Source organism: Pseudomonas brassicacearum subsp. brassicacearum (genome assembly GCF_008801605.1).
Taxonomy (GTDB): domain Bacteria; phylum Pseudomonadota; class Gammaproteobacteria; order Pseudomonadales; family Pseudomonadaceae; genus Aquipseudomonas; species Aquipseudomonas brassicacearum.
This window is the reverse complement of the sequence record NZ_VZPJ01000001.1, coordinates 111398-137071: the sequence shown is the minus strand read 5'-3', so window position 1 is coordinate 137071 and position 25674 is coordinate 111398. Positions and strand designations below refer to the sequence as shown.

Here is a 25674-nt window from a genome sequence, read left to right as displayed (position 1 = left end):
GCCCCATGACTATTTCCGATAAACGACTGCGTCGCCATCTGCTCACAGCAGTACTGATCAAACTGGTCGTGCTGACAGTGCTGTGGTGGCTGTTCATCAAGGATTCGCGCGTCAGCGTCGACTCGAACACCATCAGCGGCAGGTTCGGCGTACCCACCTCGGCTCAAGGGGCAAGCAAGTGATCTCAGAACAACTGGTGGATCTGTCACGGCTGCAATTCGCAGCGACTGCGCTGTACCACTTTCTATTTGTGCCGCTCACCGTGGGGATGGTGTGGCTGCTGGTCATCATGGAAAGCGTCTACGTGATGACCGGCAATGTCATCTGGAAAGACATGACTCGCTTCTGGGGCAAATTGTTCGGTATCAACTTCGCGTTGGGCGTGACCACCGGCATCACCTTGGAGTTTCAGTTCGGCACCAACTGGGCGTATTACTCGCACTACGTCGGGGACATCTTCGGTGCCCCGCTGGCCATCGAGGGCCTGATGGCGTTCTTTCTTGAATCGACCATGATCGGGTTGTTCTTTTTCGGTTGGGATCGCCTGAAGAAAGAACATCATTTGCTGGTCACGCTGCTGATGGCCATTGGCACAAACCTGTCGGCGCTGTGGATTCTGATCGCCAATGGCTGGATGCAGAACCCGGTGGGTTCGGAATTCAGTTACATCACCATGCGCATGGAGATGGTGGATTTCTGGGCCGTGGTCTTCAACCCGGTGGCGCAGGCCAAGTTCGTCCACACCGTGTCTGCCGGTTACGTCACCGGTTCGATGTTTGTGTTGTCGATTTCCAGTTGGTACTTGCTCAAGGGGCGTGATGTCGAGTTCGCCAAGCGCAGTTTCCGGGTGGCGTCCGCCTTCGGCCTGGCCTCGGTGCTGAGTGTCATCGTCCTGGGGGATGAGTCGGGTTACACGGTGGGCGAGGCGCAGCAAACCAAGCTGGCGGCCATGGAGGCCATGTGGGAAACCAAACCCGCACCGGCGGGCCTGACCCTGGTGGCCAGCATCAATGAAGCCGAGTCCAGGAATAACTGGGAACTCGATGTGCCGTGGATGATGGGCTTGATCGGCACGCGCTCGGTCAGCAAGCAGATTCCGGGCATTCATGACATCAAGGCGAAAAACCGCGCACGCATTCTGCGGGGCATTACTGCGGTCAATGCGCTTGAAGCACTGCGCGCCGATCGCACCGATAAGGCCGCGTTCGATACCTTCGAAGCGTACAAGGCCGATCTTGGCTTTGGCCTGCTGCTCAAAAAGTACGTCGAGGATGTCAACCAGGCCTCGCCGGCCATCATCGACAGGGCTGTGAACGATACCGTACCGCGCGTGACCCCGATGTTCTGGGGGTTCCGGATCATGGTCGGCCTGGGCTTTGCCATGCTCGTGCTTTTCGGGCTGGCCTTCTGGAGCACCTTGAAATCGAGCGGCGCACATCATCGCGGGTTGCTGCGCTGCGCACTGTTGATGCTGCCTGCGCCATGGCTCGCCTGTGAACTGGGCTGGTTCGTGGCCGAGTACGGCCGCCAACCCTGGACCATCTACGGTGTGTTGCCGACCCACATGAGCGTTTCCACCCTCAGCGTCGATAACCTTTACGGCTCACTGGCTGGGTTCGTCGTTTTCTACACGGTGCTGCTGGCGGTGGAAATGTTCCTGATGGTCAAGTTCGCCCGCCAGGGGCCCGGCAGCCTCGGTACAGGTCGGTATGTCCACGACGCCAAGTTGAAGGAGCTTCACCATGCTTGATTACTTCACGCTCAAGATCATCTGGTGGGCGCTGGTCGGCGTCCTGCTGATAGGTTTCGCCATCATGGATGGCCACGACATGGGCGTCGGCACGCTGCTGCCGTTCGTGGGTCGCAATGACATGGAGCGCCGTGTCGTGATCAACACCGTGGGGCCGCATTGGGATGGCAATCAGGTCTGGTTCATTACGGCCGGTGGCGCGTTGTTCGCCGCATGGCCGGTGGTCTATGCCACTGCATTCAGCGGATTCTATTGGGCGATGATCCTGGTGCTCTGGGCGTTGTTCTTCCGCCCGGTGGGTTTCGACTACCGCAGCAAGATCCACCATCCGATGTGGCGCAGTACCTGGGATTGGGGGCTTTTCGTGGGTGGGGCCGTGCCGCCGCTGGTGTTCGGCATCGCATTTGGCAACCTGTTGCAGGGCGTACCGTTCCACTTCAATGAGTACCTGGTGTCAACGTACACCGGCAGCTTCTGGCAGTTGCTCAACCCTTTCGCGCTGCTGACCGGCCTGGTCAGCAGCGCCATGATTACGCTGCAGGGGGGCACGTACCTGGCCCATCGCACCGAGGGTGGGATTCAGTCCCGGGCGATCAAAGGCGCGTTAGGCGCTGCCATCGTGCTGGTGTGTTCGTTCGTCATAGCGGGTATCTGGCTGCAATGGATCGAGGGGTATCGCATCACGTCGCTCGTGGATACCGCCGGGTTGCCTGACATTCTCGGCAAGTCGGTCGTGAGGGAGGCGGGGGCCTGGATGGCCAACTATGGTCGCTATCCTTGGTTGTGGCTGCTGCCCGCGCTTGGACTGGCCGGCGCAGCCGGTGCGGCGCTGTTGCTGATGAGGCGCCGTACCCTTTGCGCGTTCGTTGCGTCTTCGCTCGCGGTGGTGGGCGTCATCAGTACGGCAGGGGTATCGATGTTCCCCTTTGTCATGCCGTCGTCATCGATGCCAGCGGCAAGCCTGACCGTGTGGGACAGTGTTTCCAGTCACCTGAGCCTGGCCATCATGTTCTGGGCCACGTTGTTCTTCATGCCATTGATCGTGATCTATACCGCTTGGGCGTATCGCGTCATGCGCGGCAAGGTCACGGCCACCCAGATCAAGGCCAACGAACATTCGGCGTACTAGTGTCGACAGAGGAGTAAAGCAATATGTGGTATTTCGCCTGGATGCTGGGAGTCGGTTTCGCACTGCTGCTGGCGATACTCAATGCAATGTGGGGTGAGAACGAGGCAGGACGAGCCATGAGTGACCGTGACGAGGCGCAGCCATGACGCCGGATGTCGCTGACGTGCAGCCCTCGTCACGGCTGCATCGGCTGAGCCTGGCCGTCGCGGTGACGATCATGTTGGCCTGTACGCTCTACCCGCCACTGATGACGGCGCCGGATGGGAAAGCCGACCATGCGCTGGCAACGGCATTGTTCATCGCCATGAGCGTGGCCTTTGTAAGAGGGGTGGGGTTCATTCCGCGCAGGCTTGTCTGGCGAAGGATGTTCTCGGGCTGGACCTGCCTGGGGGCACTTGCGCTTGCCGGCGGGTTGAAGTTCTTGCACTGAGGCCTGACGAGAAGCCCGGCGATGGCCGGACGGTGATCAAAAAACTCACCTGCCGACGCGGCAGGTGAGTGGGGGCAGTCCTGGAGGCCGGCCTAGCGAGCTGGCGGGCTCATTTGCTGTTGTTGCATCATCTGCTCCATCATCATCTGTTGCATGCCCATGTACCTGTCCATCATGTACTGGTGCTGCTTCATCTGCTCGGGCGTCATCTGGGAATAGTGGTTGCCCATTTGTTTCCAACCCATCATCGGGCCGTTTCCCTTCATGTGGCCGCCCATCATGCCACCTCCGCAACACCCCATCATCCCATTCATCATCTGCATGCTTTGCCGCATCGAGGCCTGGTGTTCTTGCATGAGTTTCTGGCGTTGCGCCGGATCGCTGGTGTTCTGGATCTGGGTCATCTGTTCCTGCATTTTTTTCAGGTTTTCCTGGGCCGTCGCCATCTGCTGATCGAATTGCTCGACGCTCATCGACGACTGGGGCGCCTTGGCGGCGTCGGTGGCTTGCTGGGCAAAGGTCAGCGTGGGGAAAAACACCGCGGTCAGAGCGAGGGCGGCGAGTCTGGGTGCGTTCATGGTTCAGTTCCTTGCAGGCTGGTGGAGCGGGGGAGCGGGATCGTCACGGTTGACGATCGGACTCGGTTAAACGCAGTCGAAGCTGTTTTTCAATTTCGATGATGGCGAACAGCGCGATGCCCACCGCGATGATCAGCAGTCCGTCCTTGAAGGGGACCGCTTGGGTCGCGAACACGGTTTGCAGCGGCGGCGCGTAGGTGATGGCGAACTGAGCGACGGTCACCACCGCGATGGTCGCCCACACAACCTTCGTACCTCGAAGGCCCTTCCAGGTCAGCGACGTGCCGTAGAGATTGCGGATAAAGAACAGATGGAAAATTTCCATCACGACCAAGGTGTTCACCGCCAGGGTGCGAGCCAGTTCGACGGAGTAGCCTCGGTCCAGGGCATAGGTAAAAATGCCGTAGACGCCGCACAGGAACAGAATGGAAACGAGCACCATATGCCAGACCAGTGCGCCGCTGATCAACGGCTCCTGTCGTGAGCGCGGAGGCCTGCGCATGGTGTTGTCTTCGGTCGGTTCGAACGCCAGCGCGATACCCAGCGTGATGGCGGTAATCAGGTTGATCCACAGGATCTGTATCGCAGTGACTGGCAATGTAAGGCCAAACAGCAGCGCGACAATCAGGGTCATTGTCTCGCCCGCATTGGTGGGTAACGTCCAGCTCAGGACTTTCTTGATGTTGTCATAGACCGTCCTGCCTTCACGCACAGCGGCCACGATGGAGGCGAAGTTATCGTCCGCCAGGACCAGGTCCGCGGCTTCCTTGGCCGCTTCACTGCCTTTGCCGCCCATGGCGATGCCGGCATCTGCGCGTTTGAGCGCTGGCGCGTCGTTGACGCCGTCGCCGGTCATGGCCACGGTCATGCCGTTGAGTTGCAGCAACGTCACCAGCCGCAGCTTATGTTCGGGGCTGGTGCGCGCGAAGATGTTCACTTGCTTGAGCGATTCCCTGAGGGTGGCATCGTTCATGGCGTCCAGGTCGTTGCCAGTCAGTACCTTGTCGGGGTTGTCCAGGCCGATCTGATCACCGATGGCGCAGGCGGTGCCGGCGTGGTCCCCTGTGATCATCTTCACGACAATGCCGGCCGCCTGGCATTGCTTGATCGCCTGGATCGTTTCCGGGCGGGGCGGGTCGATCATTCCTACCAGGCCAAGCAAGGTCAGTGTCCCTTGCACATCGGCAAATTCCAGGATGGCGTGTTCGGGTGGGACGGACCTGACGGCGAGCGCCAGCACGCGTTGGCCTTTGCGGGCGATGGCATTGGCCTGCGCGTGCCAATAGTCGGCATCGAGCGGGGCTGTTGCCCCTGTGCTGCTACGTTGGCGCGTGCACATGGTCAAAATCTGCTCCGGCGCGCCTTTGACATAAATCGCCGCTTGCCGGTCATGGTTGTGATGCAGTGTCGCCATGAAGCGGTGTTTGGCGTCGAACGGAATGGCATCGGTGCGGGCCCAGGTGCCGCGTTCCTCCTCGTCGTTGATGCCGGCCTTGGCGCAAAACACCAGCAGTGCGCCCTCCATGGGGTCCCCTTCGACTTTCCAGGTGTCTTCGTGCTGCCTCAAGCTTGCGTCATTGCAAAGGCTGGTCGCGCGCCCCAGTTCGGCCAGCACCGGGTGATGGGAGGTATCGATCAACTGATCGGCAAGGTTCATGTTGCCCGAAGGCTGGTAGCCGACACCGTCGACCGTGAAGGTCAGGTCACTGGTGACGACGGATGCCACCATCATCTCGTTACGGGTGAGGGTGCCGGTCTTGTCCGTGCAGATGACTGATACCGAGCCCAGGGTTTCGATGGCCGGCAGGCGCCGAACGATGGCGTTGCGATGGGCCATCGCCCGCACGCCCACCGCCAGGGTGATGGTGAGTACGGCGGGCAACCCCTCGGGTATGGCCGCGACCGACATGCCCACCACGACCATGAATATCTCGGTGAAGACGTAATGCCCGACAAAGTGGCCATAAGCGAGTAGCAGGCCGGCGATCAGCAAAATCAATAGCGTCAGCCAGCGGGCGAAGACATCCATTTGCTGTATCAGGGGTGTTGTCAGTGGCTCCACTGTCGACAGCAGGTTGCTGATGCGCCCGATTTCAGTCGAGGTTGCCGTGGCGACAACGACCCCTGTTGCTTGTCCGCAGGTCACCAGGGTGCCACTGAAGGCCATGCAGGCACGATCACCCAGGGCTGCTTCGATGCGTACCGGCTCGGTATTTTTTTCAGCCGGTGCGGACTCTCCGGTCAGGATGGCTTCCTGCACCTGGAGCCGGTTGGCATGCAGCAGGCGCAGATCCGCCGGGACTTTGTCGCCAGCCTCCAGCAAGACGATATCGCCGGGTACCAGTTCTTCGCCGGCGATGCCCAGGCGTTCGCCGGCACGTATCACCGTTGCACGGGGCGCCAGCATGTTGCGGATGGCATCCATGGCCTGTTCGGCCTTGCCTTCCTGGACATAGCCAATGATCGCATTGGCCACCACGACAGCGAGAATGACCACCGTGTCCCACAGGTGTTGCAGCGTTGCGGTGATTGCAGCGGAACCGAGCAGCACATAAATCAGGATGTTATGAAATTGCAGCAGAAATCGCCGCCACGCTGGCCGCCGGGTTGACGCTGACAACCGGTTGAACCCCGTACGCTCAAGCCGGGCCTGGACTTCGGCGATGTCCAGCCCGGCTTGCTCATCGACACCAAGGTGTTTGAGCGCCTGTTCGGCGGGCAACGTGTACCAGGCCAGGCCCTGCGAGGGCGTTGTCGGGTGCGCCGCTGGTATGTTGCTCGGTCGGTTCATCAGCCGCGTTCCTGTGGGTACGGAGCGGTTGTTCTACAGGCCATCTGCGCAGGTCTGCCTCAGCCAACTTGCTGCGGCGCAATCACCCACAGGCTGCAGGGCATCTTGTACAGCAGGCCTTCGACGGTGCTGCCGATCAGCTTGTCCAGGCTGCCATAGCGCACGCGCCCCATGACGATGACATCAATGTCATGGGACGCGGCGTAGCTCGCCAGCACCTTGGCCGGGTCACCCATGATCATGCGTCGCTGGTCCGGGGCGATGCCATTGCGTTCGGCCAGTGCATCGAAGGCCGCACCCTGGGACTCGTAGAGCTGGCGGGCCAGGGTCGAGGAGAAGAACATCGAACCGTTGCCAAAGCCGTATTCAGCGGCAGTGATGGACGAAAGGTCATAGGCGTAGATGACTTCCAGCGTCGCGTCGCAGCTGGTGGCCAGCTTGTTCGCTTCGCTCAGGATCCGATCATTGAGGCCTTCGTAGCGGCCGTCCTGATGGAACGGGTCGATGGCCGCCAGGATCTTGCGCGGACGGGCGTGGGTGACCTTGTTGACGAAGTGCAGTGGAACCTCGCATTCGCGCAGCAGATGCACGTCCAGCGGCGTGAACATCAGTCGGGAAAACCACGACTCGGGGTCCACCGACTTGATCAGCGCATCCATAGGCGCTTCCTTGAGGTGGACCAGGATCTCCTGCAAGGGGCGCTCGACCCACGTCACTTCTGTCGTGACCTCGATACCGAGGTTGCGCAGGGGCCTGGCCTGTTCTTCCAGCCACTGCCGATGGCGCTCGATGTAGCCCAGGCGCATCTGCTCCAGCGCCTGCTCGTTGACCAGGCCGGCCGTGGCCAGGCCTTCGAGGTAGTCAAAAGCGACGATGTGCAGCGCCGCGCCTTCGGCCTTGGCCAGTGCGGCAGCCCGGTCGAACGCCGGGCTGTGTTCCATCAGTGGCGAGACGACCAGCATCAAGCGTGATTGCGTAGACATGACAAACCTCCCGGGCAAGGACCTGTTGGCGCCGGACGAGGTTTCGCGCGGCGTGGTGTCTGTCATTGATCATGAGCGCCATGGAGCTCGCTAACTTGATTTGCATCAAACACGCTGCAAAGCGTTGAATTGAAGGCGGCAACGGCGAGGCAATCGCGCTATGTTTGAGCATGATCAGTCGCCCCAGGGCACGAGCGCAGCCGGCTCGGACCGCTGGATTGAGTGACAACCGCAGACAGTGCCAGGGAGCCGTAACCATGACTGAAACCCTGGCCTTCGCCAATGCCGCCGCCGCGCTGGGAATCGGCCTGCTGGTGGGGCTTGAGCGCGAACGACGCAAAGGCGAGGGCGACCGGCGCGACTTCGCCGGTTTGCGCACCTTCGCCATCACGTCCGTGCTCGGCTACCTGGCGGTCCAGGCGGGCGGCCCCCTGTTACTGGGGGGCATGACCCTTGCCCTGGGCGCTTTGGTGACCGTGGCCTATTGGCGAAACCTCGACAAGGACCCCGGGATTACCAGCGAGGTGGCCTTGTTCGCGGTATTGGCACTGGGCGCGCTCTGTGCGAGCGCCCCGGGCCTGGCGACCGCGATTGGGGTGGTGATGGCCGGGCTGCTCGCCAGCCGCCAGGCGTTGCACCACTTTGCCCGCAAGCAGTTGACCGCTACCGAGATGCGCGATGGCCTGGTGCTGTTGATCGCCGCGCTGGTCGTGCTCCCGCTGGCGCCGGATCGCTTCCTCGGACCTTATGACGCAATCAACCTGCGCAACCTGTGCACGCTCACCGTTATGCTGATGGCGGTGGGTGCACTGGGGCATGTCGCGGTTCGAACCCTGGGGACCCGCTATGGCTACGCTCTCAGTGCGATTGCCTCTGGATTCGCCTCCGCCACGGTGACGGTCGCGACCATGGGTGGCATCGCGGCCAAAGACCCGATCAATCTCAAGGTGGTGAGCGCCGCGGCAGTGTTATCCAACCTGGCGACGGTGGTTCAAATGGGCCTGATCCTCACGGCCGTCGACCCCGCGCTGTTGCGTTGGATGTGGGGCCCGCTGTTGTGCGGGATGCTGATGGTATTGCTCTACGCCGGCGTGCTGATGTTTCCCCGCCCAAGGGCGCGGGCCGATGAGCCCATCAAGCATGGCGGTGCCTTCAGCCTCAAGCTGGCGGTGACGATGGTCCTGGCGATGACCGCTATCACCGTCCTCTCGTCGGCAATGCTCGATGCGTTTGGCCAGGCCGGGGTGACCGTCACCGCGATTTTCAGCGGGTTGCTCGACGCCCACGCCTCGACAGCTTCCATCGCTTCCCTGGCCAAGGGCGGGTTGTTGCCCTTCGACGGCGTCGCCGTGCCGATCTTGATCGCGTTTAGCAGCAACTCCCTGAGCAAGTGCGTGGTGGCCTGGCTCAGCGGCGGACGGAGGTTTGCCGCGTATGTAATTCCCGGCCAGGTGCTGATAACGCTGGCAATGTGGGTGGGGCTGTTGCTCCCGAGTTTGTCAGCCTGAATGATGGCCGTTTGATAAAGATCAAGTCCCGTCCCTGGCATATGTTCATTCTGGAACCTTCAATCCTTTAAGTGGCTGTCGCCACGTGCCGAGGTGTTCCATGTCCCAGACTCAACGTTTATTGCTAGTGGCGCCTGACGCCATGATCCGTACGCCGGCGTTCGACCGCGCCACCGAGTTGGCCCTGGCGCTGGACCTGCCCCTGCACATCGTGGCGTTCGACTACCTGGAGTTGCTCTCGGTGGCCGGTCTGTTCGCCCCGGAGCAGGTCAAGCAAGCGCGTGAGGGTTATCTGGAAACCCACCGGCATTGGCTGTGGCAACAGGCCGAACTGGCGCGCCGGCACGGCGTCGAGGTGACCTGCGAGGTGGTTTGGAGCAAGGATGCCTTCCAAGCCTTGCAGCAATACGTCAAGGAGATGCCGATGGCGTTGATCATCAAGGATGCGCAGCCGGAACCGGCGATGAAGCGGGTGTTTTTCACGCCCCTGGACTGGCGCTTGCTGCGTGACTGCCCGGTGCCAGTGCATCTGGTCACGGATTCGCGTAACCCGCGGCCTCGGCGGATCCTGGCGATTGTCGACGTGCTGCGCAGCGAGGATCAGGACCTGGTATTCAACGACCAGATCGTCGACGCCGCGGTCAAACTGGCGGAACAATGCAACGCCCAGGTCGAGTTGCTGCACGCCTTCGATTGGACGGCTGTCTACGCCTCGGACATGGGCATTGGTGCGCTGCCCCTGGCCACCGGGCTCTATGAAGCGTTGGGCCAGGCACAGCATGAGGTGTTCGAGTCCCTGGCCGAACGGCATGGGGTTGCACCGCAGCAGCGCCACTTCATCGAAGGGGCGCCGCTGAACAGCATTTGCACGTTCGCCAGCGATCACCAGATCGATGTCATCGTCATGGGCACCACGGAGCATCGTGGCCTGGACAAGCGCCTGGGCACCACCGCCGAGCTGCTGCTGCAACGGGCGCCTTGCAGCGTGTTGGCGATCAAGCCGCAAGTGTGATTGGAGCAACGCTGCGCGAGGCCATACCAAGGCCTCGCGCGGCGTCCGGAGCTAAAGGTAGAGCCGGTGGATGACCTGCCGGGTGTCGTCGGGATCGCTGTGGGTTTCAAAACCCAGGCTATGGGCCAAGTCCCGCATCGGGGCATTGCTGGCCGCGTCCACGGAGTACATCTGGCGGTAGCCGTTTTTACGCGCGGTGTCGATCAGGTGCTCCATCAATAACGTCCCCAGCCCCAGGTGTTGCCAAGGGTCGGCGACCGTCACTGCACACTCGCATTCGTGTTCCTGGGTCGAGCAATAGCGGCTGACCCCGATCTCGATCAACTCGCCGTTGTCATGGACCAGGGCGATGTAGGCCATGTGCGTCTTGCAGTCGACATCCATCAATTGATCGAGCAGCGCCGCGCCTGGCTCATTGATCTGCGCCAGGAAGCGCATGTGCCGGGACTCCGGTGACAGGCGCATGATGAAGTCGTATTCGCGCTGGCGGTCCTGCTCCCTGAGCGGGCGGATCAAGACATGCCGGCCGTCCTTGAGTGCCTGGATCCAGTGTTTGCCACTGATGCTGGCATACAGGGCAGCGGCGCGTTCGTTGTGGTCTTTGACAGTAAGCATGGTGCGATCCTCCCTCGGATGTGCACGTGCGGTGCGATAAATAGCTACGCATTCGGTACTGTTCTACGCCCGCCACGGCGATCGATTCTGATCTGGATCAGTGCCCGCGTATCCGTCCATCGATTGCCCTGCCTTTGATTCAGATCAAACCGTCCGGGGCCTTGATGGGCGCACGCTGAAGATCGCGCCGGAAAAGGCCGGTGCAAGGTTTCGGGTCTGAGTCGATCTGCCCGATGGAGGTGTGCGATGGGGCAATACCAGCGTCTGCTATTGATCGTCGAACCGGATCTGCACCCCTCCGCAGCGATGCGCAGGGCCTGTGCCCTGGCCCGGGCCAGCGGCGCGGCGCTGCATTTGTGCGCTTTCGTCCAGCCGCCGGCGCGTACCCACTTGTGGGGTGAAAAAACCGACGAAGCGAGTGTGCAGCGCTATTTGCACCACTACCGTCGCTGGATGGTAGAAGAGGCGGAGCTGCTCAAGGAGGAAGGCCTGGATGTGACGACTCACGTGGTGTGGACGCTCCATCCGTTGCTGGACATCCTGCGCTATGTCGAGCAGTTCCAACCTGACCTGTTGATCAAGGACGTCACCCTCGAACCTTTGCTCAAGCGCGTGTTCGCCACGCCCCTTGACTGTCATTTGTTGCGCGACTGTCCGGTGCCGGTGCATCTGGTCAACCAGGCGGTACACGGCTTGCCGCGCCGGGTCGTGGCGGCGGTGGACCCCTCGGACCCCGAGGCCAATGCCTTGAACGAGCACATCGTCCAGACTGCCGACGCGCTGGCCCGGCAATGTGACGCCTCGTTGAATCTGCTGTATGCCTGCGACCTGTCGCCGGCCTTCAATGGCGAAACCTCGTTGCTGGCCGGTGCCTGGGATGACGACTTTGCCGACGCCCTGCGCGAATCGCTGCATGCGGCGTTTATCAGCCTGGCCGAGCGCTGTGGCGTACCGGCGGAACGTCGGCACTTTGTCGTTGGCCTGCCGGTGCCGGTCATCCGTGAGTTCATCGACGAATTCGAGGCCGACGTGGTGGTGATGGGCACTGTGCACCGCGCCGGTCTTGAGCGTTTGATTGGCAGCACGACAGAACGCGCCTTGTATTCGGTGCCGGGCAGTGTGCTGGCGGTCAAGGGATAAGTACGATAGCCCCGTTGACCTGTCCGCTCCTCAGGCGCTCCAGGGCCTGGTTGGCTTGGACCAATGGGTAGCAGGTCACGTTGCAATGCACGGGCGTACGCTGGATCTGCTCGAAAAACGCCACGCCGTCCGCGCGGGTCAGGTTGGCTACTGAACGCACGCTGCGCTCCTGCCACAACAGGCGATAGGGAAAGGTGGGGATATCGCTCATGTGAATGCCGGCGCACACCACGCAACCGCCTTTGGCGGTGGCTTGCAAGGCCAGCGGCACCAGTTCGCCGACGGGGGCGAAGATCAGGCTGGCGTCGAGCAGATGTGGCGGGAGCTGGTCCGATGCTCCGGCCCAGGTCGCGCCCAGCGAACGGGCATAGTCCTGGCCGCTGTCATCACCGGGGCGAGTGAAGGCATAGACTTGCTGGCCCCGGCCCACGGCGACCTGGATCGCCAGGTGCGCAGCGGCGCCGAAGCCATAAAGGCCCAAGTGAGGGGCGTTCTGCGCCATCTGCAAGGCCCGGAAACCGATCAGCCCTGCACACAGCAGGGGTGCGGCTTCGGCGGCCTCCAGTGTATCGGGCAGAGGGAAGCAGAACCGCGCGTCGGCGACGGTGTAGTCGGCATAACCACCGTCCAGTTGGCAGCCGGTGAACAGCGCCTGGTCGCAGAGGTTTTCCCGGCCCGAGCGGCAGAACTCACACACGCCACACGTCCACCCCAGCCAGGGCACGCCCACCCGTCGGCCGATCCAGTCCGAGGCAACTTGCGCGCCAACGGCGGTGACCTCACCGACAATCTCGTGGCCCGGCACCCGAGGCAACCGGGCCTGGGGCAGTTCACCGTCGAACAGATGCAAGTCGGTGCGGCACACACCGCAGGCTTGCACCTTGATCAGCATTTGCCCGGCGGCCGGCGTCGGTTGGGGACGTTCCTCCAGTTGCAAGGGTTGACCAATCGTGTGCAGGACCATGGCGCGCATGAGCATTCTCCTGTGTGAATGGGCGCTCGCCATGCCAGTGAGCGGCGCCAGGGCATCGAGCAAGCACCTTGTATGACCTTAGCGTCCCTGGTTCTGATGTAAATCAAGTCACCCTTATTCCCGCGTTCCAGAATCAGGCATGGCAACCCTGTTTTTTGTGGAGGACGTGATGAGCGATTTTCTCAGCCCCGACCAACTGGAAGGCATTGACGCCTACTGGCGTGCGTCCAATTACCTGGCCGTGGGGCAGATCTACCTCAAGGACAACCCGTTGCTGCGCAAACCGCTGCAGCGCGATCACGTCAAGCCGCGCCTGCTGGGACACTGGGGCACGACGCCGGGGCTGAATCTGATTTACGTGCACCTCAATCGCCTGATCAAGTCCCGTGACCTGAACATGATCCTGATCACCGGCCCCGGTCATGGCGGCCCGGCCATCGTCGCCCAGAGTTACCTGGAGGGCAGCTTCACCCAGTGTTATCCCTCGGTGGAGCAGAACGAAAACGGAATGCTGCGCCTGTTCCGGCAGTTTTCCTGGCCTTATGGCTTATCCAGCCATGTCTCGGCGCAGATTCCCGGCTCCATCCATGAAGGTGGAGAGTTGGGTTATTCCCTGGCCCATGCCTATGGCGCGGCGTTCGACAACCCTGACCTGATCGTGGCTTGCGTCATCGGCGATGGTGAGGCCGAAACCGGCACGTTGGCGGCAAGCTGGCACTCCAACAAATTCCTCAACCCCAGGCGTGACGGCGCCGTACTGCCCATTCTTCATCTCAACGGTTTCAAGATCGCCAACCCCACGCTGCTTTCGCGCATCAGTGAAGACGAACTGTCGGCCCTGATGTATGGCTACGGCTACGATCCTTATTTTGTCGAAGGCGACGATCCGCAAGCGGTGCACCAGCAGTTGGCCAGGACCCTGGACGGCATGTTGCTCAAGATTCGCGAAATCCAGCGCATGGCCCGTGCGGATTCGTCGGGACGTACCCTGGAACGCCAGCTCTGGCCGATGCTGGTGTTGCGTACGCCCAAGGGCTGGACCGGTCCGAAATTCGTCGATGGCCAGCAGGTTGAAGGCACCTGGCGCGCCCACCAGGTGCCGCTTAGCCACTTCGAGCTGCCCGTGCATTTGACGCAACTGGAACAATGGCTCCAGAGCTACCGTCCGCAGGAATTGTTCGACGACAACGGGGCGTTGCTCCCGGACATTGCCGCGTTGGCGCCGACGGGACATCGGCGCCTGGGCGCCAATCCCCATGCCAATGGCGGCATGCTGCTCAAACCCTTGGAACTGCCTCGGTTCACCGATTACGCCGTGCAATTCAGCGCGCCCGGCAGCCTGCAGGCAGAGGCCACCCGGGTGTTGGGTGGTTTTGTCCGTGATGTGATGAAGCACAACCTGCGGGCAGGCAATTTCCGCCTGTTCGGTCCCGACGAAACCGCCTCCAATCGCCTTGATGCGGTGTACGAGGTCAGTGGCAAGACCTGGATGGCGGCCCTGGAGGCGGGCGATACGAACCTGGCGTGCGACGGCCGGGTGATGGAAATTCTCAGCGAGCAAGTGTGCGAAGGCTGGTTGGAGGGCTATTTGCTGACTGGCCGGCATGGGCTGTTTTCCTGTTACGAGGCGTTCATCCACATCGTCGATTCGATGTTCAATCAGCATGCCAAATGGCTCAAGACCGCCGCCCAGATCCCGTGGCGCGCGTCGATTGCTTCGCTCAATTACCTGCTCACGTCCCATGTCTGGCGTCAGGACCACAACGGCTTTTCCCATCAGGACCCGGGGTTCATCGACCTGGTGGCGAACAAGAGCGCTGACGTGGTGCGTATCTACCTGCCAGCAGACGCCAATTGCCTGTTGTCCGTTGCCGATCACTGCCTCAAGAGCCGCGATTACATCAATGTGATCGTGGCCGGTAAACAGCCGGAATGGCAGTGGCTGGACATCGATTCGGCCGTTCGGCACTGCTCGGTCGGGATCGGTCGCTGGGCCTTTGCCTGCAACAACGACGAAGACCCGGACGTGGTGATGGCCTGTGCCGGTGACGTGCCAACCTTGGAAACCCTGGCCGCTGTCACGCTGCTGCGTGAATACGTGCCAGACCTGCGCGTGCGAGTGGTCAATGTTGTCGACCTGCTGGCCCTGCAACCGCCGCAACAGCATGCCCACGGATTGCCGGACGCCGAGTTCGATGGGTTGTTTACCGTGGACAAGCCAGTGATTTTCGCCTTCCACGGCTATCCGTCGCTGATCCATCGGCTGATCTACAAGCGTCACAACCACGATAACTTCCATGTCCGCGGTTTCATGGAGGAGGGCGCCACCACTACGCCGTTCGACATGGCGGTCATCAACCACCTGGATCGCTACCAACTGGCGCTCGATGTCATCCAGCGCGTGCCACGCTTGCAGCCGCTGGTGGACAGCGCTCGGGATCGCTACTGGGCAACCATGGAAAAGCATCAGCTGTACCTCATCGAGCATGGGCAGGACATGCCCGAAGTCTTGAATTGGCGCTGGGCGCCGACGCCGCAATGACGGCCAACATGCCTCATGGCATCGACGCTGCGCCGTGGCGTTCGAGCCCGACTTTGGAGACCCATCATGAGCCAGTACCAACGCCTGTTGCTGATCCTCAACCCGGCACAACGTCATTCGCCCGCCCTGCATCACGCCGCGGCCCTGGCGGCGGCCAGCGGGGCGCACTTGCATGTCATCGCCTTGATTCCCTCGCTGGACATTCTTTCGCTGCTTGAAGAGAGGCCCCGTGAGGAGGCGCGGCAGAACTATCTCCAGGATCATCGCCATTGGTTGGAGGATGAGGCGGACAAGATGCGTCGCCGTGGCCTGCGGGTCACCACTGAGGTGGAATGGGCCCAGAAGATGGGCAAGCAGATCCTGCAACACGTTACGCAGATCCAGCCGGATCTGCTGATCAAGCAGGTACAACACGAGCCCATGCTCAAGCGGGCATTTTTCACCCCGCTGGACTGGCAACTGCTGCGCAACTGCCCGGTGCCGATGTACCTGGTGGGGGCCACCGGTCATGCGCTGCCGCGCACCGTGGTCGCGGCGGTGGACCCTTCCAGTGCGTTTGCCCAGAACAGCGGGCTGAACGACCGGATCATCCGCCAGGCAATGGGGCTGGCCTTGCAGTGCGACGCCGAGCTGCATCTGGTTCACGCTTATGAGGTGTCGTCAGTCTATCTGGGGGATGTCGGCGGTGGCGGCCTGTCGCTGTCGCAGCTCAGCAAGGAACTGCGCAGGAGCCTGGAAAAAACCTTCCTGGAACTGGCGAACCTGTTTGGTGTGCCGGCCGAGCGCAGGCATTTTCTGCTTGGGCATCCGGTCTCGGCCCTGAGTGAATTTGCCCTGGAGCATGAAGTGGACGTGATCGTCATGGGGCGATTCCAGCACGACGATCTGTATGGGCTGCTGGGCAGCACGACCGAGCACATCCTCTACCAGGTGTCGTGCAGTGTTCTGGCGGTGTGATGAATCGGACTTGACCGCTGAGCTGTTGACAAAGATCAACGGCAACGAGGTCAAACAATGGGACCAATAGACCTATTATCGATTGTCCAGGAGCACCGCCATGCGCATGACATTTCTCGGGGCCGCCGGTACGGTCACCGGCAGCAAGTACCTGCTGGAACACGACGATCAGCGCATCCTGATCGATTGCGGCCTGTTCCAGGGCTACAAACAATTGCGCCTGCACAACTGGGATCCCTTCGAACTGCCGATGCGTGACCTGGATGCGATCGTACTGACCCATGCCCACCTGGACCACAGCGGTTATCTGCCGGTGCTGGTGCGTAATGGCTATCGCGGCCCTATCTATGCCTCGCCGGCGACCTGCGAGCTGGTGAAGATCCTGCTGCGCGACAGCGCCCGCCTGCAGGAAGAAGAAGCCGAATACGCCAACCGCAAGGGCTTCTCCAAGCACGCGCCGGCCTTCCCGCTGTACACCCGTGAACACGCTGAGCGAGCGCTGAAGCTGCTGCGCCCGATTGCATTCGAACATCCGGTGGAGATCGCCCGGGGGATAACCATCTTGCTGCGTCGCGCCGGGCACATTCTCGGTGCCGCGACGGTACAGGTCCAGGCCGGTGGGGTGACGCTGGTGTGTTCCGGGGACTTGGGGCGGCCCGAGGATCCGGTGATGTTCGCGCCGAAGGTCGTCGAGCAGGCAGATATCCTGCTGGTGGAGTCCACCTATGGCGACCGTCGACACCCACACGAGTCGCCGGAAGACCAATTGGCAGAGGTGATCACTCGCACCGCGCTGCGCCGTGGCATCACGTTGGTGCCCTCGTTCACGGTTGGTCGTGCCCAATTGCTGATGTACCACTTGTATCGCCTGAAGCAACGCCGGGCGATCCCCGATATCCCGATCTACCTCAACAGCCCCATGGCCATCGACGTCACCCGGTTGTACCAGCGCTTTGGCGACGAGCATCGTCTCTCCAGGGAAGAGTGCGAAGGCATGTGCCACATCGCCCATCCGGTGCGCTCGGTCAAGGACTCCATGGCCCTGGACCTGCAACGCACCCCGGCGGTGATCATCGCCGCCAGTGGCATGGCTACCGGCGGGCGCGTGCTGCACCACCTCAAGAGCCTGGCGCCCAACCCGATCAACACCTTGCTGATGCCCGGTTTCCAGGCAGGCGGTACGCGAGGTGCGAGGATTGTGGCGGGCGAGCCTGCGGTGCGCATCCATGGCAAGGATGTGCCGATCAACGCCGAAGTGGTGCCCATGCAAACGCTCTCGGCCCATGCCGATGCCGACGAAATCATGCAATGGCTGCGCGGCTTCAAGACACCACCCCGGCACACCTATGTCGTGCATGGCGAGCCCAATGCGTCCGATGTCTTGCGTCACCGCATTTGCGATGAATTGGGTTGGTCGGTGTCGGTCCCGGAGTACCGCGATAGCGTCGAACTCTGACCCACCGCCTTCGCGAGCAGGCTCGCTCCCACAGAGGATTTTCTGTGCCCGCCGGATTTGTGCCCGCCACGGCCCAGTGTGGGAGCGAGCCTGCTCGCGAAGGGGCCGGCCGCTTCAACGACGCATTCGGCCTGAAATAAGCGCAGGCATGAAAAAGCCCCTCGTCGTTGGCCGGCGAGGGGCAGGGTTCAAAACGATCAATCGGCCTTGATCGGCACGACCTTTTCCGCTTTCAGTGCTTCGGGTTTTTTTGGCAGTGTCAGCGTCAGCACGCCTTTGCTGAACTGGGCTTCGATCTTGTCGCTGTCGACGCCTTTTGGCAGGTTGAACACGCGCTCGAAGGAACCGTAATGGCGCTCGGACAGGTGATAACCCTTTTTCTTTTCTTCCCTGGTTTCTTTTTTCTCCCCCTTGATGATCAGGTTGCCGTTGGCCAGGCGGATTTCGATGTCTTTCTGATCCATGCCGGGCAGCTCGGCGGTGATTTCATAGCTCTTTTCCTTCTCGCTGATGTCAACGGCCGGCAGGCTGCTGGTGGAGAACTCGCGACGCCAGAAGGGCTCGACATCGAACAACCCGCGACTGAACGGAGAAATCCCCGTGCCCCGGTTGAAGTCATCGAACAGGCGATCCACCTGCTGGCGAAGCTTTTCAAATGGATGCCTGAGGTCAGTCTTGGAGGGATGTGGCGCGTTTTCTTCGGTTTTGACCGGCATTTTTTTCACTGAATTGGACATTTGATTTTCCTCTTTGGTGATGTCCGGGCGAGTACCTGGCCAGATGACCAGGCACCGTCGCCGAACGGGTCAATGCACGCTTGCGAACCTACAAAGACAGTTGGCCGGACCAGAGCATCCAGCCGGCGAAAATCGCCGCCGCCCAGATCACCAGCAGCAGGCCCCAGCCAAACCCATTGAAGGCCCGGCCCGTCCTGGCCCGTTGGGCGCTCAGGTAGATCAGCGAGCCGGGGGCATAGAGCAGGGCACTGAGCAGCATGTACCGGGGGCCGGCAGCGTAGAGCAGCCAGACGCAATAGCCCGTCGCGACCACAGCGATGGCCATGTCGCGCAGTTGCAGGCCGCGATGGCCGGCGTAGGTCTGGCCTTGCCAGGTCATCTTCAGTGCATACAGGCCACTGAACAGGTACGGCAGCAGGATCATCGAGGTGGCGAGTGAAATCAGCGCCAGGTAGCTGGCGCTCGAATACAGGGTCAGCAACAGGAACAGCTGAATGCAGCCGTTGGTGATCCACAGCGCGTTGGCCGGTGCGCCATGTTGGTTTTCCGTGGCCAGCAGGCGCGGCATGACCTTTTCCTTGGCCGGCGTGAACACCGATTCGGCTGCCAACAGCGTCCAGGCCAGCAACGCGCCGCCCACCGACACAATCAGGCCAATGCTGATCAGCACCGCACCCCAAGGCCCGGCCACCGCTTCCAGTACACCCGCCATGGAGGGGTTCTTCAGCGCGGCCAGTTCGGGCTGTCTGAGGACACCCAACGACAATAGGGAAACAGCGATCAGCAGCAACAATGTGAGGACGAAGCCAATCACGGTGGCGCGGCCCACATCGGCCCGTTCGGCGGCCCGGGCGGAGAATACGTTGGCGCCTTCAATACCGATGAACACCCAGACCGTCACCAACATGGTGCTCTTGACCTGGTCCAGCGTACTGCCCAGTGCCGGCGCACCCCAGAAATCCACCATGAAGGTGTCCTTGGAGAAAGCGGCAATGACCAGCCCGATGAACAACAGCAACGGCACCACCTTGGCGATCGTGGTCAGGGCGTTGGCCTTGGCGGCGGTGCGCATCCCGCGCAGGATCATCCAATGCAACGCCCACAGCACCACGGACGCGCCGAGGATCGCGGCTTTGTTATTGCCTTCGCCAAACACGGGGAAAAAGTAACTGAGCGCGGCGAACAGAATCACCAGGTAGCTGACGTTGCCGATCCAGGCGCTGATCCAATAGCCCCACGCCGAATTGAAACCGAGGAATTCACCGCCCAGGGCACGGGCGTAGGCGAACACACCGTTGTCCAGTTCCGGTTGGCGGTTGGAGAGTGTCTGGTAGACCAGGGCCAGCGAGAGCATGCCCACGCCGGTGATGAGCCAGCCGATCAGGATCGCCCCTGCACCGGCGCTGGCTGCCATGTTCTGGGGCAGGCTGAAGATGCCGCTGCCGATCATCGAACCGACGACCAGGGCGATCAGCAGGCTCAGCGACAGGCGCCGGGGCTCGACCTTTCGCAAACTGCCGGCCAAAGGGTGGGGGGTGACGGTCGGGATGACCGGTTTTGTACCTTGCAGGTGCGTTGCCATGATCAAAGCCTCCATGAGACGGGAGGTTCGGTAACCTTCGTCGATACAAAGGTTCGAACGCTAGTCTTAATGTCGACCTGTAGGCATTGGGGGGTATTGATGTAGATCAGATGTCATGCAGGGCGGGCGTTACAGCTCGGAATGACGATGGCAACCGGCGACCTTCTGCCTGAGGCCGGGCAAGTCCAGAATGGTGACATTGCGCCCATGCATGTCCACCAGTTCCTCCTGGCGTAGGTGGGCGATGCCCCGGCAGATGGTTTCCAGGCGCAGGCCCAGGTAGGAGCCGATGGCTTCGCGGCTCATGCGCAGCACGAATTCCCTGGAGGAATAGCCGCGCATGTTAAGCCGCTGGGACAGGTTCAATAGGAACGCCGCCAGGCGTTCGTCGGCGTTCATGTTGCCGAGCATCAACAGCATGCTGTGGTCGCGCACGATTTCCTGGCTCAGGAGTTTGTTCAGGTTGTGCTGCAACGACGGTAAATCGTGGGCCAGTTTTTCCAGGAGGTTGAAAGGCAGCGGGCAGACTTCGCTGTCTTCCAGGGCAATGGCATTGCAGGCGTAGTGATCGGTACTGATAGCGTCCAGGCCAAGCATTTCGCCTTGCATCTGGAAACCGGTGACCTGTTCGCGACCGTCTACCGAAAGGACGCTGGTCTTGAAGAAGCCCAACCTCACGGCATACAACGAGCGCAGCGGGTCGCCGGTGCGATACAGCGCTGCGCCTTTCTTGACCTTGACCCGCTGGGCGATCAGCGTGTCCAGGCGCTCGACTTCACCGCCCGTCAGGCCGATGGGCAGGCACAGTTCAAGCACGCTGCAGTTCGAGCAAGCGGTCTTGAGCGCATGCACGTGCAGAAGTCGCGGTTCAAGCTCGCTCATGGAAAAATTTCCTTTATCTGGTGCAAGCATAGAAGAACAACGCAGCTGCGCTTGTTTTTTGTCGGCCTAAAGTGTTACCGACTGTCGATAGACGCAGAACGGGTACAAAGGATGGGGGTGCAAACCTTCACTATGGGGCTTGCAGATGACGCTATTGCGTCGTGGGTGTGCGTACAGGGGGCGTTGGATTCGTTCACGCCGTGACAGATCGATCAACGGTCAGGCGCTGTCAAACCAGTCGCAAGGTCAGCGCAGCGTGTTTAAGCGGCAGGAGCGGGGCAAACTCTTCAGGTGTCAGGGTTTCCTTTTCCACCAGCAGATGGGCCCCGGTGTCCAGGTCTTCCCGATGGCTTTCCAGCAGTGTGCTGGCGCGTTGATAGGCTTCAGCGAGCAAGGCGCGAATAGCCAGGTCGACTTCCCTGGCGGTTTGTTCCGAATAGTCCTTGTCACCGATTTCCATGCGTTCGCCCAGGTAGCTCGCACTTTTGCGCTCCAGCACCGCCAGGCCAAGCTCTGTGCTCATGCCAAAGCGGGTGATCAACTGCCGGGCGATATCCGTGGCGTGGGCCAGGTCATCGGCGGCTCCGGTCGAGACTTGGCCATAGGCCAGGCATTCGGCGGCACGTCCCGCCATCAGGACGACCATGCGGTCCTTGAGCATCTGGTAGCTGACAAGAAAATGATCTTCCGTCGGTCGCTGCAAGGTATAGCCCAGCGAGCCAATGGCGCGCGGCACGATCGAGACCTTATGGACCGGGTCCATGTCCGGCAGGTTGCTGGCCGCCAGGGCATGGCCCATTTCGTGGTAGGCCACCACTTGGCGTTCATCGGGGTGCAGCAGGCTGCCCTTGCGTTCGATCCCGGCAACGATGCGTTCCACCGCCGCGGTGAAATCGTCGAGGCTCACCGTTTCGGCACCGCGTCGAGTGGCGATGATGGCCGCCTCGTTGACCAGGTTGGCCAGGTCTGCTCCGGTAAAACCGGTGGTGATGTCGGCGATACGCTCGCTATCGAGGTCCTGGCCGGTGACGATTTTCTGAAGGTGGACCTTGAGGATCGCCTGGCGGCCTTTACGGTCGGGGCGATCGATCAGGATCTGCCGGTCGATCCGGCCGGCTCGCAACAGCGCCGGGTCCAGTACCTCGGGGCGGTTGGTCGCCGCGAGCAGCACGACACCCTCACGCGGGTCGAACCCATCGAGCTCTGACAGCAATTGGTTGAGGGTTTGTTCTTTCTCGTCATTGCCCCCGAAGGCGCCAACGCCGCGCATTTTGCCCAGCGCATCGAGTTCATCGATAAAAATGATACACGGCGCTGCCTGCCGGGCCTGTTCGAACAAATCATGCACGCGAGCGGCACCAACACCGACGAACATCTCGACGAATTCCGACCCCGATATCGAGAAGAAGGGCACGCCAGCTTCTCCGGCGATGGCCTTGGCGACCAGGGTCTTGCCGGTGCCGGGCGGGCCGACCAGTAACGTTCCCTTGGGGATGTGTGCGCCCAGGCGCGCATATTTCGCCTTGTCCTTGAGAAAGGAGACAATTTCCACCAACTCGACCTTGGCTTCGTCGATGCCGGCGACATCGGCAAAGGTCACCCCGGTATCGCGTTCGACGAACACCTTGGCGCGGGACTTGCCAATGTTCATCAGCCCGCCCAGGCCCTGCTTCTCGGCCAACCCGCGAAACAGGAAGTGCCAGACCGCCATGATCAGCACGAAGGGCAGCAACCAGCCCAGCAAACCGTTCAAAAAAGTGTTTTCGTTGATACCTGTAAAACCGACACCTGATTGGGCGAGGTCCGTTGCCAGAGCCGGATCGACCCGTACGGTCGAGAACAGATTGTGACCCTCAATCGGTTCCTGCAATTTGCCGCTGATGTGTTCTTTTTCGACGCGTAAATCGCTGACCTTCTGATTGCTCAACAGCTGTAGGAACTGGCTATAGGGGATGACCTGCACCGCGGGGCGTTCGAAAAACAGGAACTGCACAAGGCTGAACACGGCCAGTGCAATGAAGAAGTAGGACAGGTTCCATTGGTGGGTTTTTTTCATGGCCTCGACTCAATAAAAGGCCTCGGATGAACAGGCCGTGCATAAATGGTCGGGGAGATCGCAGGCTCCCCGGTTTGCTTTTTCTACGCCTGAGGGCTGCAAAGACATTGAGCTAAATCAACTAGGTTCAAGTGAGCCACGGTGTGGATGTCGGACGAGCCATGCAGTTGACAAAGATCAGAGTGCACCGGGGGTGTTGCCCGATACTCGAGCCAGTTGTTAGCCGTTTTTCCTGCTGCGCTTAACCGAGGAAATAACCATGGCCTTGAATAGATACTTACCTGTCGTATTGATGAGCATTTTTCTGGCGACCACTGCCGGGTGCTGTAACAAGCTCGCCCAAGAAGTGGATGCCCGACTGGAGTCGGCGGAGAATAACGCCGCGACGGCAAGGCTCAGGGCGGATGAGGCCTACAGGAAGGCTGAGCAGGCCGAGATAATGTCCGAGCAGGCGCAACGTACTGCCGAGGAGGCAAGCATCCGCGCCACTCGGATGACCGATAAGGCCAAGCGCAAGTAATCAGCGGATGAAGGAGGCATTTCTATCAGGAACAGTGGACGTCAGAATGATACGAACTGCCATCATCACCCCCACCAGCACGCCAGCAAGACCGGACGCTTCTAGAAGCGTTGGCAGCCGCTGATGAAACAACAGGCCCAGTAGTGTGGCAAATAGTGATTCCAGGGATATCAACTGCCCGGAAAGCACCATGGGAAGGCGACGGGACGCCGCGTTCCACGCCCAGGCCCCGATGACTGACGACATCAGCGCAATCACAAGACCCCAGGCATACAGGTGTCCCGCCAGGGAAACACTGAAACCCAGGCTTGGCAGCTTGAGAAGATCAAACGCTTGCGCTGCTGGTAACAAGCACAAGGTGCCGATCCCTGCGCCGACCATCATGAGGCCGGTCCAGGCCCCCGAAGCGCTGGCCGACAGGTTGACCAAGGCGCCCTGGTTCAACCAACTGAATACGATCCACAAGAGCACCGCACCGATCGAGAAAAACACGCCCGTCAACCATGAACCGTCGTCGCTCAGGGGCTGCTGGATACTGCTGATGTTCGACAGCAATAGCCCTCCCGTTAAAAAAACCAGCGGTATCGCCAGCCTTCGCCATGGGAGGGTTTTGTGGGTGGCGTTGCCGAGCAGTGCCTGCAGGATCGGCACCATGCCAATAAACGCCGGGGTCAGTACCGGCCCGGCAAACATGACGCCTGCGGCAATGCAACTGCTGTAGCCGAGATACCCGATGACCCCCAGGCTGGCGCCAAGTAGCAGTTGGCTGCGACGCATACGCCGGAGCTGGGTTCGATAGCCCACCACGACAGCCACGCCCAGCGCCCCGGCGATCAGGAACCGTATGATCATCAGATCGTGGATCGTGTAGGCACCGACGACGTAAGGCGCAATGAAATTCAACGCCCAGCTCAGCGTCGCGACGACGGCAAGGCTCACGCCGGCGAGGGTGTTCGAGTAGGCATTGGGCATTCATGCATATCCTTAAGGCATTGAACTCATGTTGCACAGCGTCGCAGCTATGCTACAAACGAGTTCTCGGCCCTGGATGCATTACCTCTGATTATGAATACCCTTGGAAAATCATTGCCGCCGCTTGCCAGCTTGTTGCCCTTCGAAGCGGCTGCGCGCCTGGAGAGTTTTTCCAAGGCCGCCGAGGAACTGCACATCACCCAAGCGGCGATCAGTCGGCAGATCCGTGGGCTCGAAGAGGACTTGGGGCTGAAGCTTTTCTGCCGTCGTAACCGCGCCGTCTTCCTGACCCCCCAAGGACGTGAGTTGGGCCGTGTGGTGAGTAACGCGTTGCAAAGTATCAGTGCCAGTGCTGTCAGCCTTCGTCAATCGCCAGGTAAAAACCGCGTCGTTTTGCTGTGCCAATTATGTGAAGCGTTCTATTGGTTGATGCCGCGGCTCTCGACGTTCCACCAGCGATACCCGGAAATCGAGATACAGGTGGCCACATCCACCGGGCCGCTGACTGAGTTCAATGAGCATTTTGACGTGGCCCTGCAAAGCACGGGACGGCCCAGCGGCGTCCATGGCTTGATGTTTACCGCCGCTGATGAAGTGTTTCCCGTATGCAGTCCTCATTACCTGCGTACCCACAAAGCGTTGCAAGTCCGTGACCTGAAGTCCCACACCCTTTTGCACTATCACGCTACGCCGCCTCATTGGATGCAGTGGGGTGCCTGGTTCCAGGCGTTTGGGCAGTCGTTCGACAACTCTTCCGAGGGCTCGGTGTTCGATAGCTACCCCTTGATGCTCCAGGCGGCGGTCGAGGGGCATGGCATCGCATTGGGGTGGCGGCGCACCGCCCAAGGGCTGCTTGAGAGCGGTGCGTTGGTGAGGCCTTGCGCAGAAAGTGTCCCTTTGCCTGATGCGATATCGGTATTCAGCCGGCCGGGCGGGGAAGGTCGGGTTGAGGTAAGCGCGCTGCTCGACTGGCTTGAAGGTGAATTGGGAAGTGATCGTCAGGCCGGCTTCGGTCAGTCGCGGTTAAACCGTTGAAGCTGCCATGACGGATAAAGTATTGG

General features: G+C 61.0%; 23 protein-coding genes. 13 read left to right on the top strand and 10 right to left on the bottom strand.

Translation table 11 applies throughout. From position 1 onward, the window contains the following. Positions 1-5 precede the first annotated feature (5 nt). Genes cydP through F7R20_RS00620 form a run of 5 tightly spaced genes read left to right on the top strand, consistent with a single transcriptional unit; the run spans position 6 to position 3309 of the window. Positions 6-182 (top strand): cytochrome oxidase putative small subunit CydP, encoded by a 177-nt coding sequence (gene cydP / locus F7R20_RS31540; RefSeq protein WP_033028102.1) that lies wholly within the window; start codon positions 6-8, stop codon positions 180-182. Beyond that, positions 179-1750, top strand: coding sequence for a cytochrome ubiquinol oxidase subunit I (locus tag F7R20_RS00635; protein WP_003201147.1), 1572 nt, complete (start codon positions 179-181; stop codon positions 1748-1750). The genes cydP and F7R20_RS00635 overlap by 4 nt, the downstream gene beginning before the upstream one ends. Then, on the top strand, positions 1743-2879 hold the full coding sequence (cydB, locus tag F7R20_RS00630; RefSeq protein WP_003201149.1) for a cytochrome d ubiquinol oxidase subunit II: 1137 nt from the start codon (positions 1743-1745) through the stop codon (positions 2877-2879). The genes F7R20_RS00635 and cydB overlap by 8 nt, the downstream gene beginning before the upstream one ends. 23 nt (positions 2880-2902) lie before the next feature. Then, positions 2903-3025, top strand: coding sequence for a cytochrome bd-I oxidase subunit CydX (gene cydX, locus F7R20_RS00625; protein WP_003201151.1), 123 nt, complete (start codon positions 2903-2905; stop codon positions 3023-3025). Beyond that, a complete protein-coding gene (locus tag F7R20_RS00620) occupies positions 3022-3309 on the top strand; it encodes a cyd operon YbgE family protein (protein ID WP_003201153.1) in 288 nt (95 codons plus the stop codon). The genes cydX and F7R20_RS00620 overlap by 4 nt, the downstream gene beginning before the upstream one ends. A 92-nt stretch (positions 3310-3401) precedes the next feature. On the opposite strand, the gene F7R20_RS00615 is transcribed toward F7R20_RS00620, so the two are convergent. Genes F7R20_RS00615 through F7R20_RS00605 form a run of 3 tightly spaced genes read right to left on the bottom strand, consistent with a single transcriptional unit; the run spans position 3402 to position 7661 of the window. Continuing rightward, positions 3402-3887 (bottom strand): hypothetical protein, encoded by a 486-nt coding sequence (locus F7R20_RS00615; protein ID WP_003201154.1) that lies wholly within the window; start codon positions 3885-3887, stop codon positions 3402-3404. Positions 3888-3930: 43 nt separating this feature from the next. Next, positions 3931-6678: a cation-transporting P-type ATPase gene (locus F7R20_RS00610; RefSeq protein ID WP_003201156.1), complete on the bottom strand. Its 2748-nt coding sequence runs from the start codon at positions 6676-6678 to the stop codon at positions 3931-3933. 59 nt (positions 6679-6737) lie between these two features. After that, positions 6738-7661 (bottom strand): universal stress protein, encoded by a 924-nt coding sequence (locus F7R20_RS00605; RefSeq protein ID WP_003201159.1) that lies wholly within the window; start codon positions 7659-7661, stop codon positions 6738-6740. Between the two features lie 257 nt (positions 7662-7918). On the opposite strand from F7R20_RS00605, the gene F7R20_RS00600 reads away from it, so the two are divergent. Then, complete coding sequence (locus F7R20_RS00600; protein ID WP_003201161.1) at positions 7919-9169, top strand: MgtC/SapB family protein; 1251 nt, start codon at positions 7919-7921, stop codon at positions 9167-9169. A gap of 100 nt (positions 9170-9269) precedes the next feature. Next, positions 9270-10181, top strand: a complete 912-nt coding sequence (locus tag F7R20_RS00595) for a universal stress protein (protein WP_003201162.1) — start codon at positions 9270-9272, stop codon at positions 10179-10181. Between the two features lie 51 nt (positions 10182-10232). Here the strand turns inward: F7R20_RS00595 and F7R20_RS00590 are convergent, their stop codons facing one another. Beyond that, positions 10233-10796 (bottom strand): GNAT family N-acetyltransferase, encoded by a 564-nt coding sequence (locus tag F7R20_RS00590; RefSeq protein WP_003201164.1) that lies wholly within the window; start codon positions 10794-10796, stop codon positions 10233-10235. 246 nt (positions 10797-11042) lie between these two features. On the opposite strand from F7R20_RS00590, the gene F7R20_RS00585 reads away from it, so the two are divergent. Continuing rightward, positions 11043-11936: a universal stress protein gene (locus F7R20_RS00585; RefSeq protein WP_003201166.1), complete on the top strand. Its 894-nt coding sequence runs from the start codon at positions 11043-11045 to the stop codon at positions 11934-11936. Here the strand turns inward: F7R20_RS00585 and F7R20_RS00580 are convergent. Further along, positions 11926-12909: a zinc-dependent alcohol dehydrogenase family protein gene (locus F7R20_RS00580; RefSeq protein ID WP_003201167.1), complete on the bottom strand. Its 984-nt coding sequence runs from the start codon at positions 12907-12909 to the stop codon at positions 11926-11928. The genes F7R20_RS00585 and F7R20_RS00580 overlap by 11 nt on opposite strands. Positions 12910-13078: 169 nt before the next feature. On the opposite strand from F7R20_RS00580, the gene F7R20_RS00575 reads away from it, so the two are divergent. From F7R20_RS00575 to F7R20_RS00565, 3 genes are all read left to right on the top strand, one after another. After that, the gene (locus F7R20_RS00575) at positions 13079-15451 is read left to right on the top strand and encodes a phosphoketolase family protein (RefSeq protein WP_003201169.1); all 2373 of its coding nucleotides are present in this window, start codon (positions 13079-13081) and stop codon (positions 15449-15451) included. Between the two features lie 66 nt (positions 15452-15517). Beyond that, a complete protein-coding gene (locus tag F7R20_RS00570; protein WP_003201170.1) occupies positions 15518-16408 on the top strand; it encodes a universal stress protein in 891 nt (296 codons plus the stop codon). A 100-nt stretch (positions 16409-16508) separates the two neighbouring features. Further along, positions 16509-17864: an MBL fold metallo-hydrolase RNA specificity domain-containing protein gene (locus F7R20_RS00565; RefSeq protein ID WP_003201172.1), complete on the top strand. Its 1356-nt coding sequence runs from the start codon at positions 16509-16511 to the stop codon at positions 17862-17864. Between the two features lie 197 nt (positions 17865-18061). On the opposite strand, the gene F7R20_RS00560 is transcribed toward F7R20_RS00565, so the two are convergent. The 4 genes from F7R20_RS00560 to ftsH all read right to left on the bottom strand — a co-directional run bounded on the left by F7R20_RS00560 (position 18062) and on the right by ftsH (position 23121). Continuing rightward, on the bottom strand, positions 18062-18601 hold the full coding sequence (locus F7R20_RS00560) for an Hsp20/alpha crystallin family protein (RefSeq protein ID WP_028237069.1): 540 nt from the start codon (positions 18599-18601) through the stop codon (positions 18062-18064). Between the two features lie 88 nt (positions 18602-18689). Then, a complete protein-coding gene (gene arcD / locus F7R20_RS00555; protein ID WP_003201174.1) occupies positions 18690-20183 on the bottom strand; it encodes an arginine-ornithine antiporter in 1494 nt (497 codons plus the stop codon). A 129-nt stretch (positions 20184-20312) separates the two neighbouring features. Then, positions 20313-21065, bottom strand: coding sequence for a fumarate/nitrate reduction transcriptional regulator Fnr (fnr, locus tag F7R20_RS00550; RefSeq protein WP_003201177.1), 753 nt, complete (start codon positions 21063-21065; stop codon positions 20313-20315). Between the two features lie 229 nt (positions 21066-21294). Next, complete coding sequence (ftsH, locus tag F7R20_RS00545) at positions 21295-23121, bottom strand: ATP-dependent zinc metalloprotease FtsH (RefSeq protein ID WP_003201179.1); 1827 nt, start codon at positions 23119-23121, stop codon at positions 21295-21297. Positions 23122-23380: 259 nt separating this feature from the next. Here ftsH and F7R20_RS00540 point away from each other — a divergent pair, with 259 nt between their 5' ends. Then, positions 23381-23641, top strand: coding sequence for an Lpp/OprI family alanine-zipper lipoprotein (locus F7R20_RS00540; protein ID WP_003201181.1), 261 nt, complete (start codon positions 23381-23383; stop codon positions 23639-23641). Here F7R20_RS00540 and F7R20_RS00535 read toward each other — a convergent pair whose 3' ends face one another. Continuing rightward, positions 23642-24613 carry a DMT family transporter gene (locus F7R20_RS00535; RefSeq protein WP_003201183.1) on the bottom strand — a complete coding sequence of 324 codons (972 nt, stop codon included), beginning with the start codon at positions 24611-24613 and terminating at the stop codon, positions 23642-23644. It abuts the gene before it with no gap. A gap of 93 nt (positions 24614-24706) precedes the next feature. Here F7R20_RS00535 and F7R20_RS00530 point away from each other — a divergent pair, with 93 nt between their 5' ends. Continuing rightward, on the top strand, positions 24707-25648 hold the full coding sequence (locus tag F7R20_RS00530) for a LysR substrate-binding domain-containing protein (RefSeq protein ID WP_003201185.1): 942 nt from the start codon (positions 24707-24709) through the stop codon (positions 25646-25648). The last annotated feature ends 26 nt before the right edge of the window (positions 25649-25674 follow it).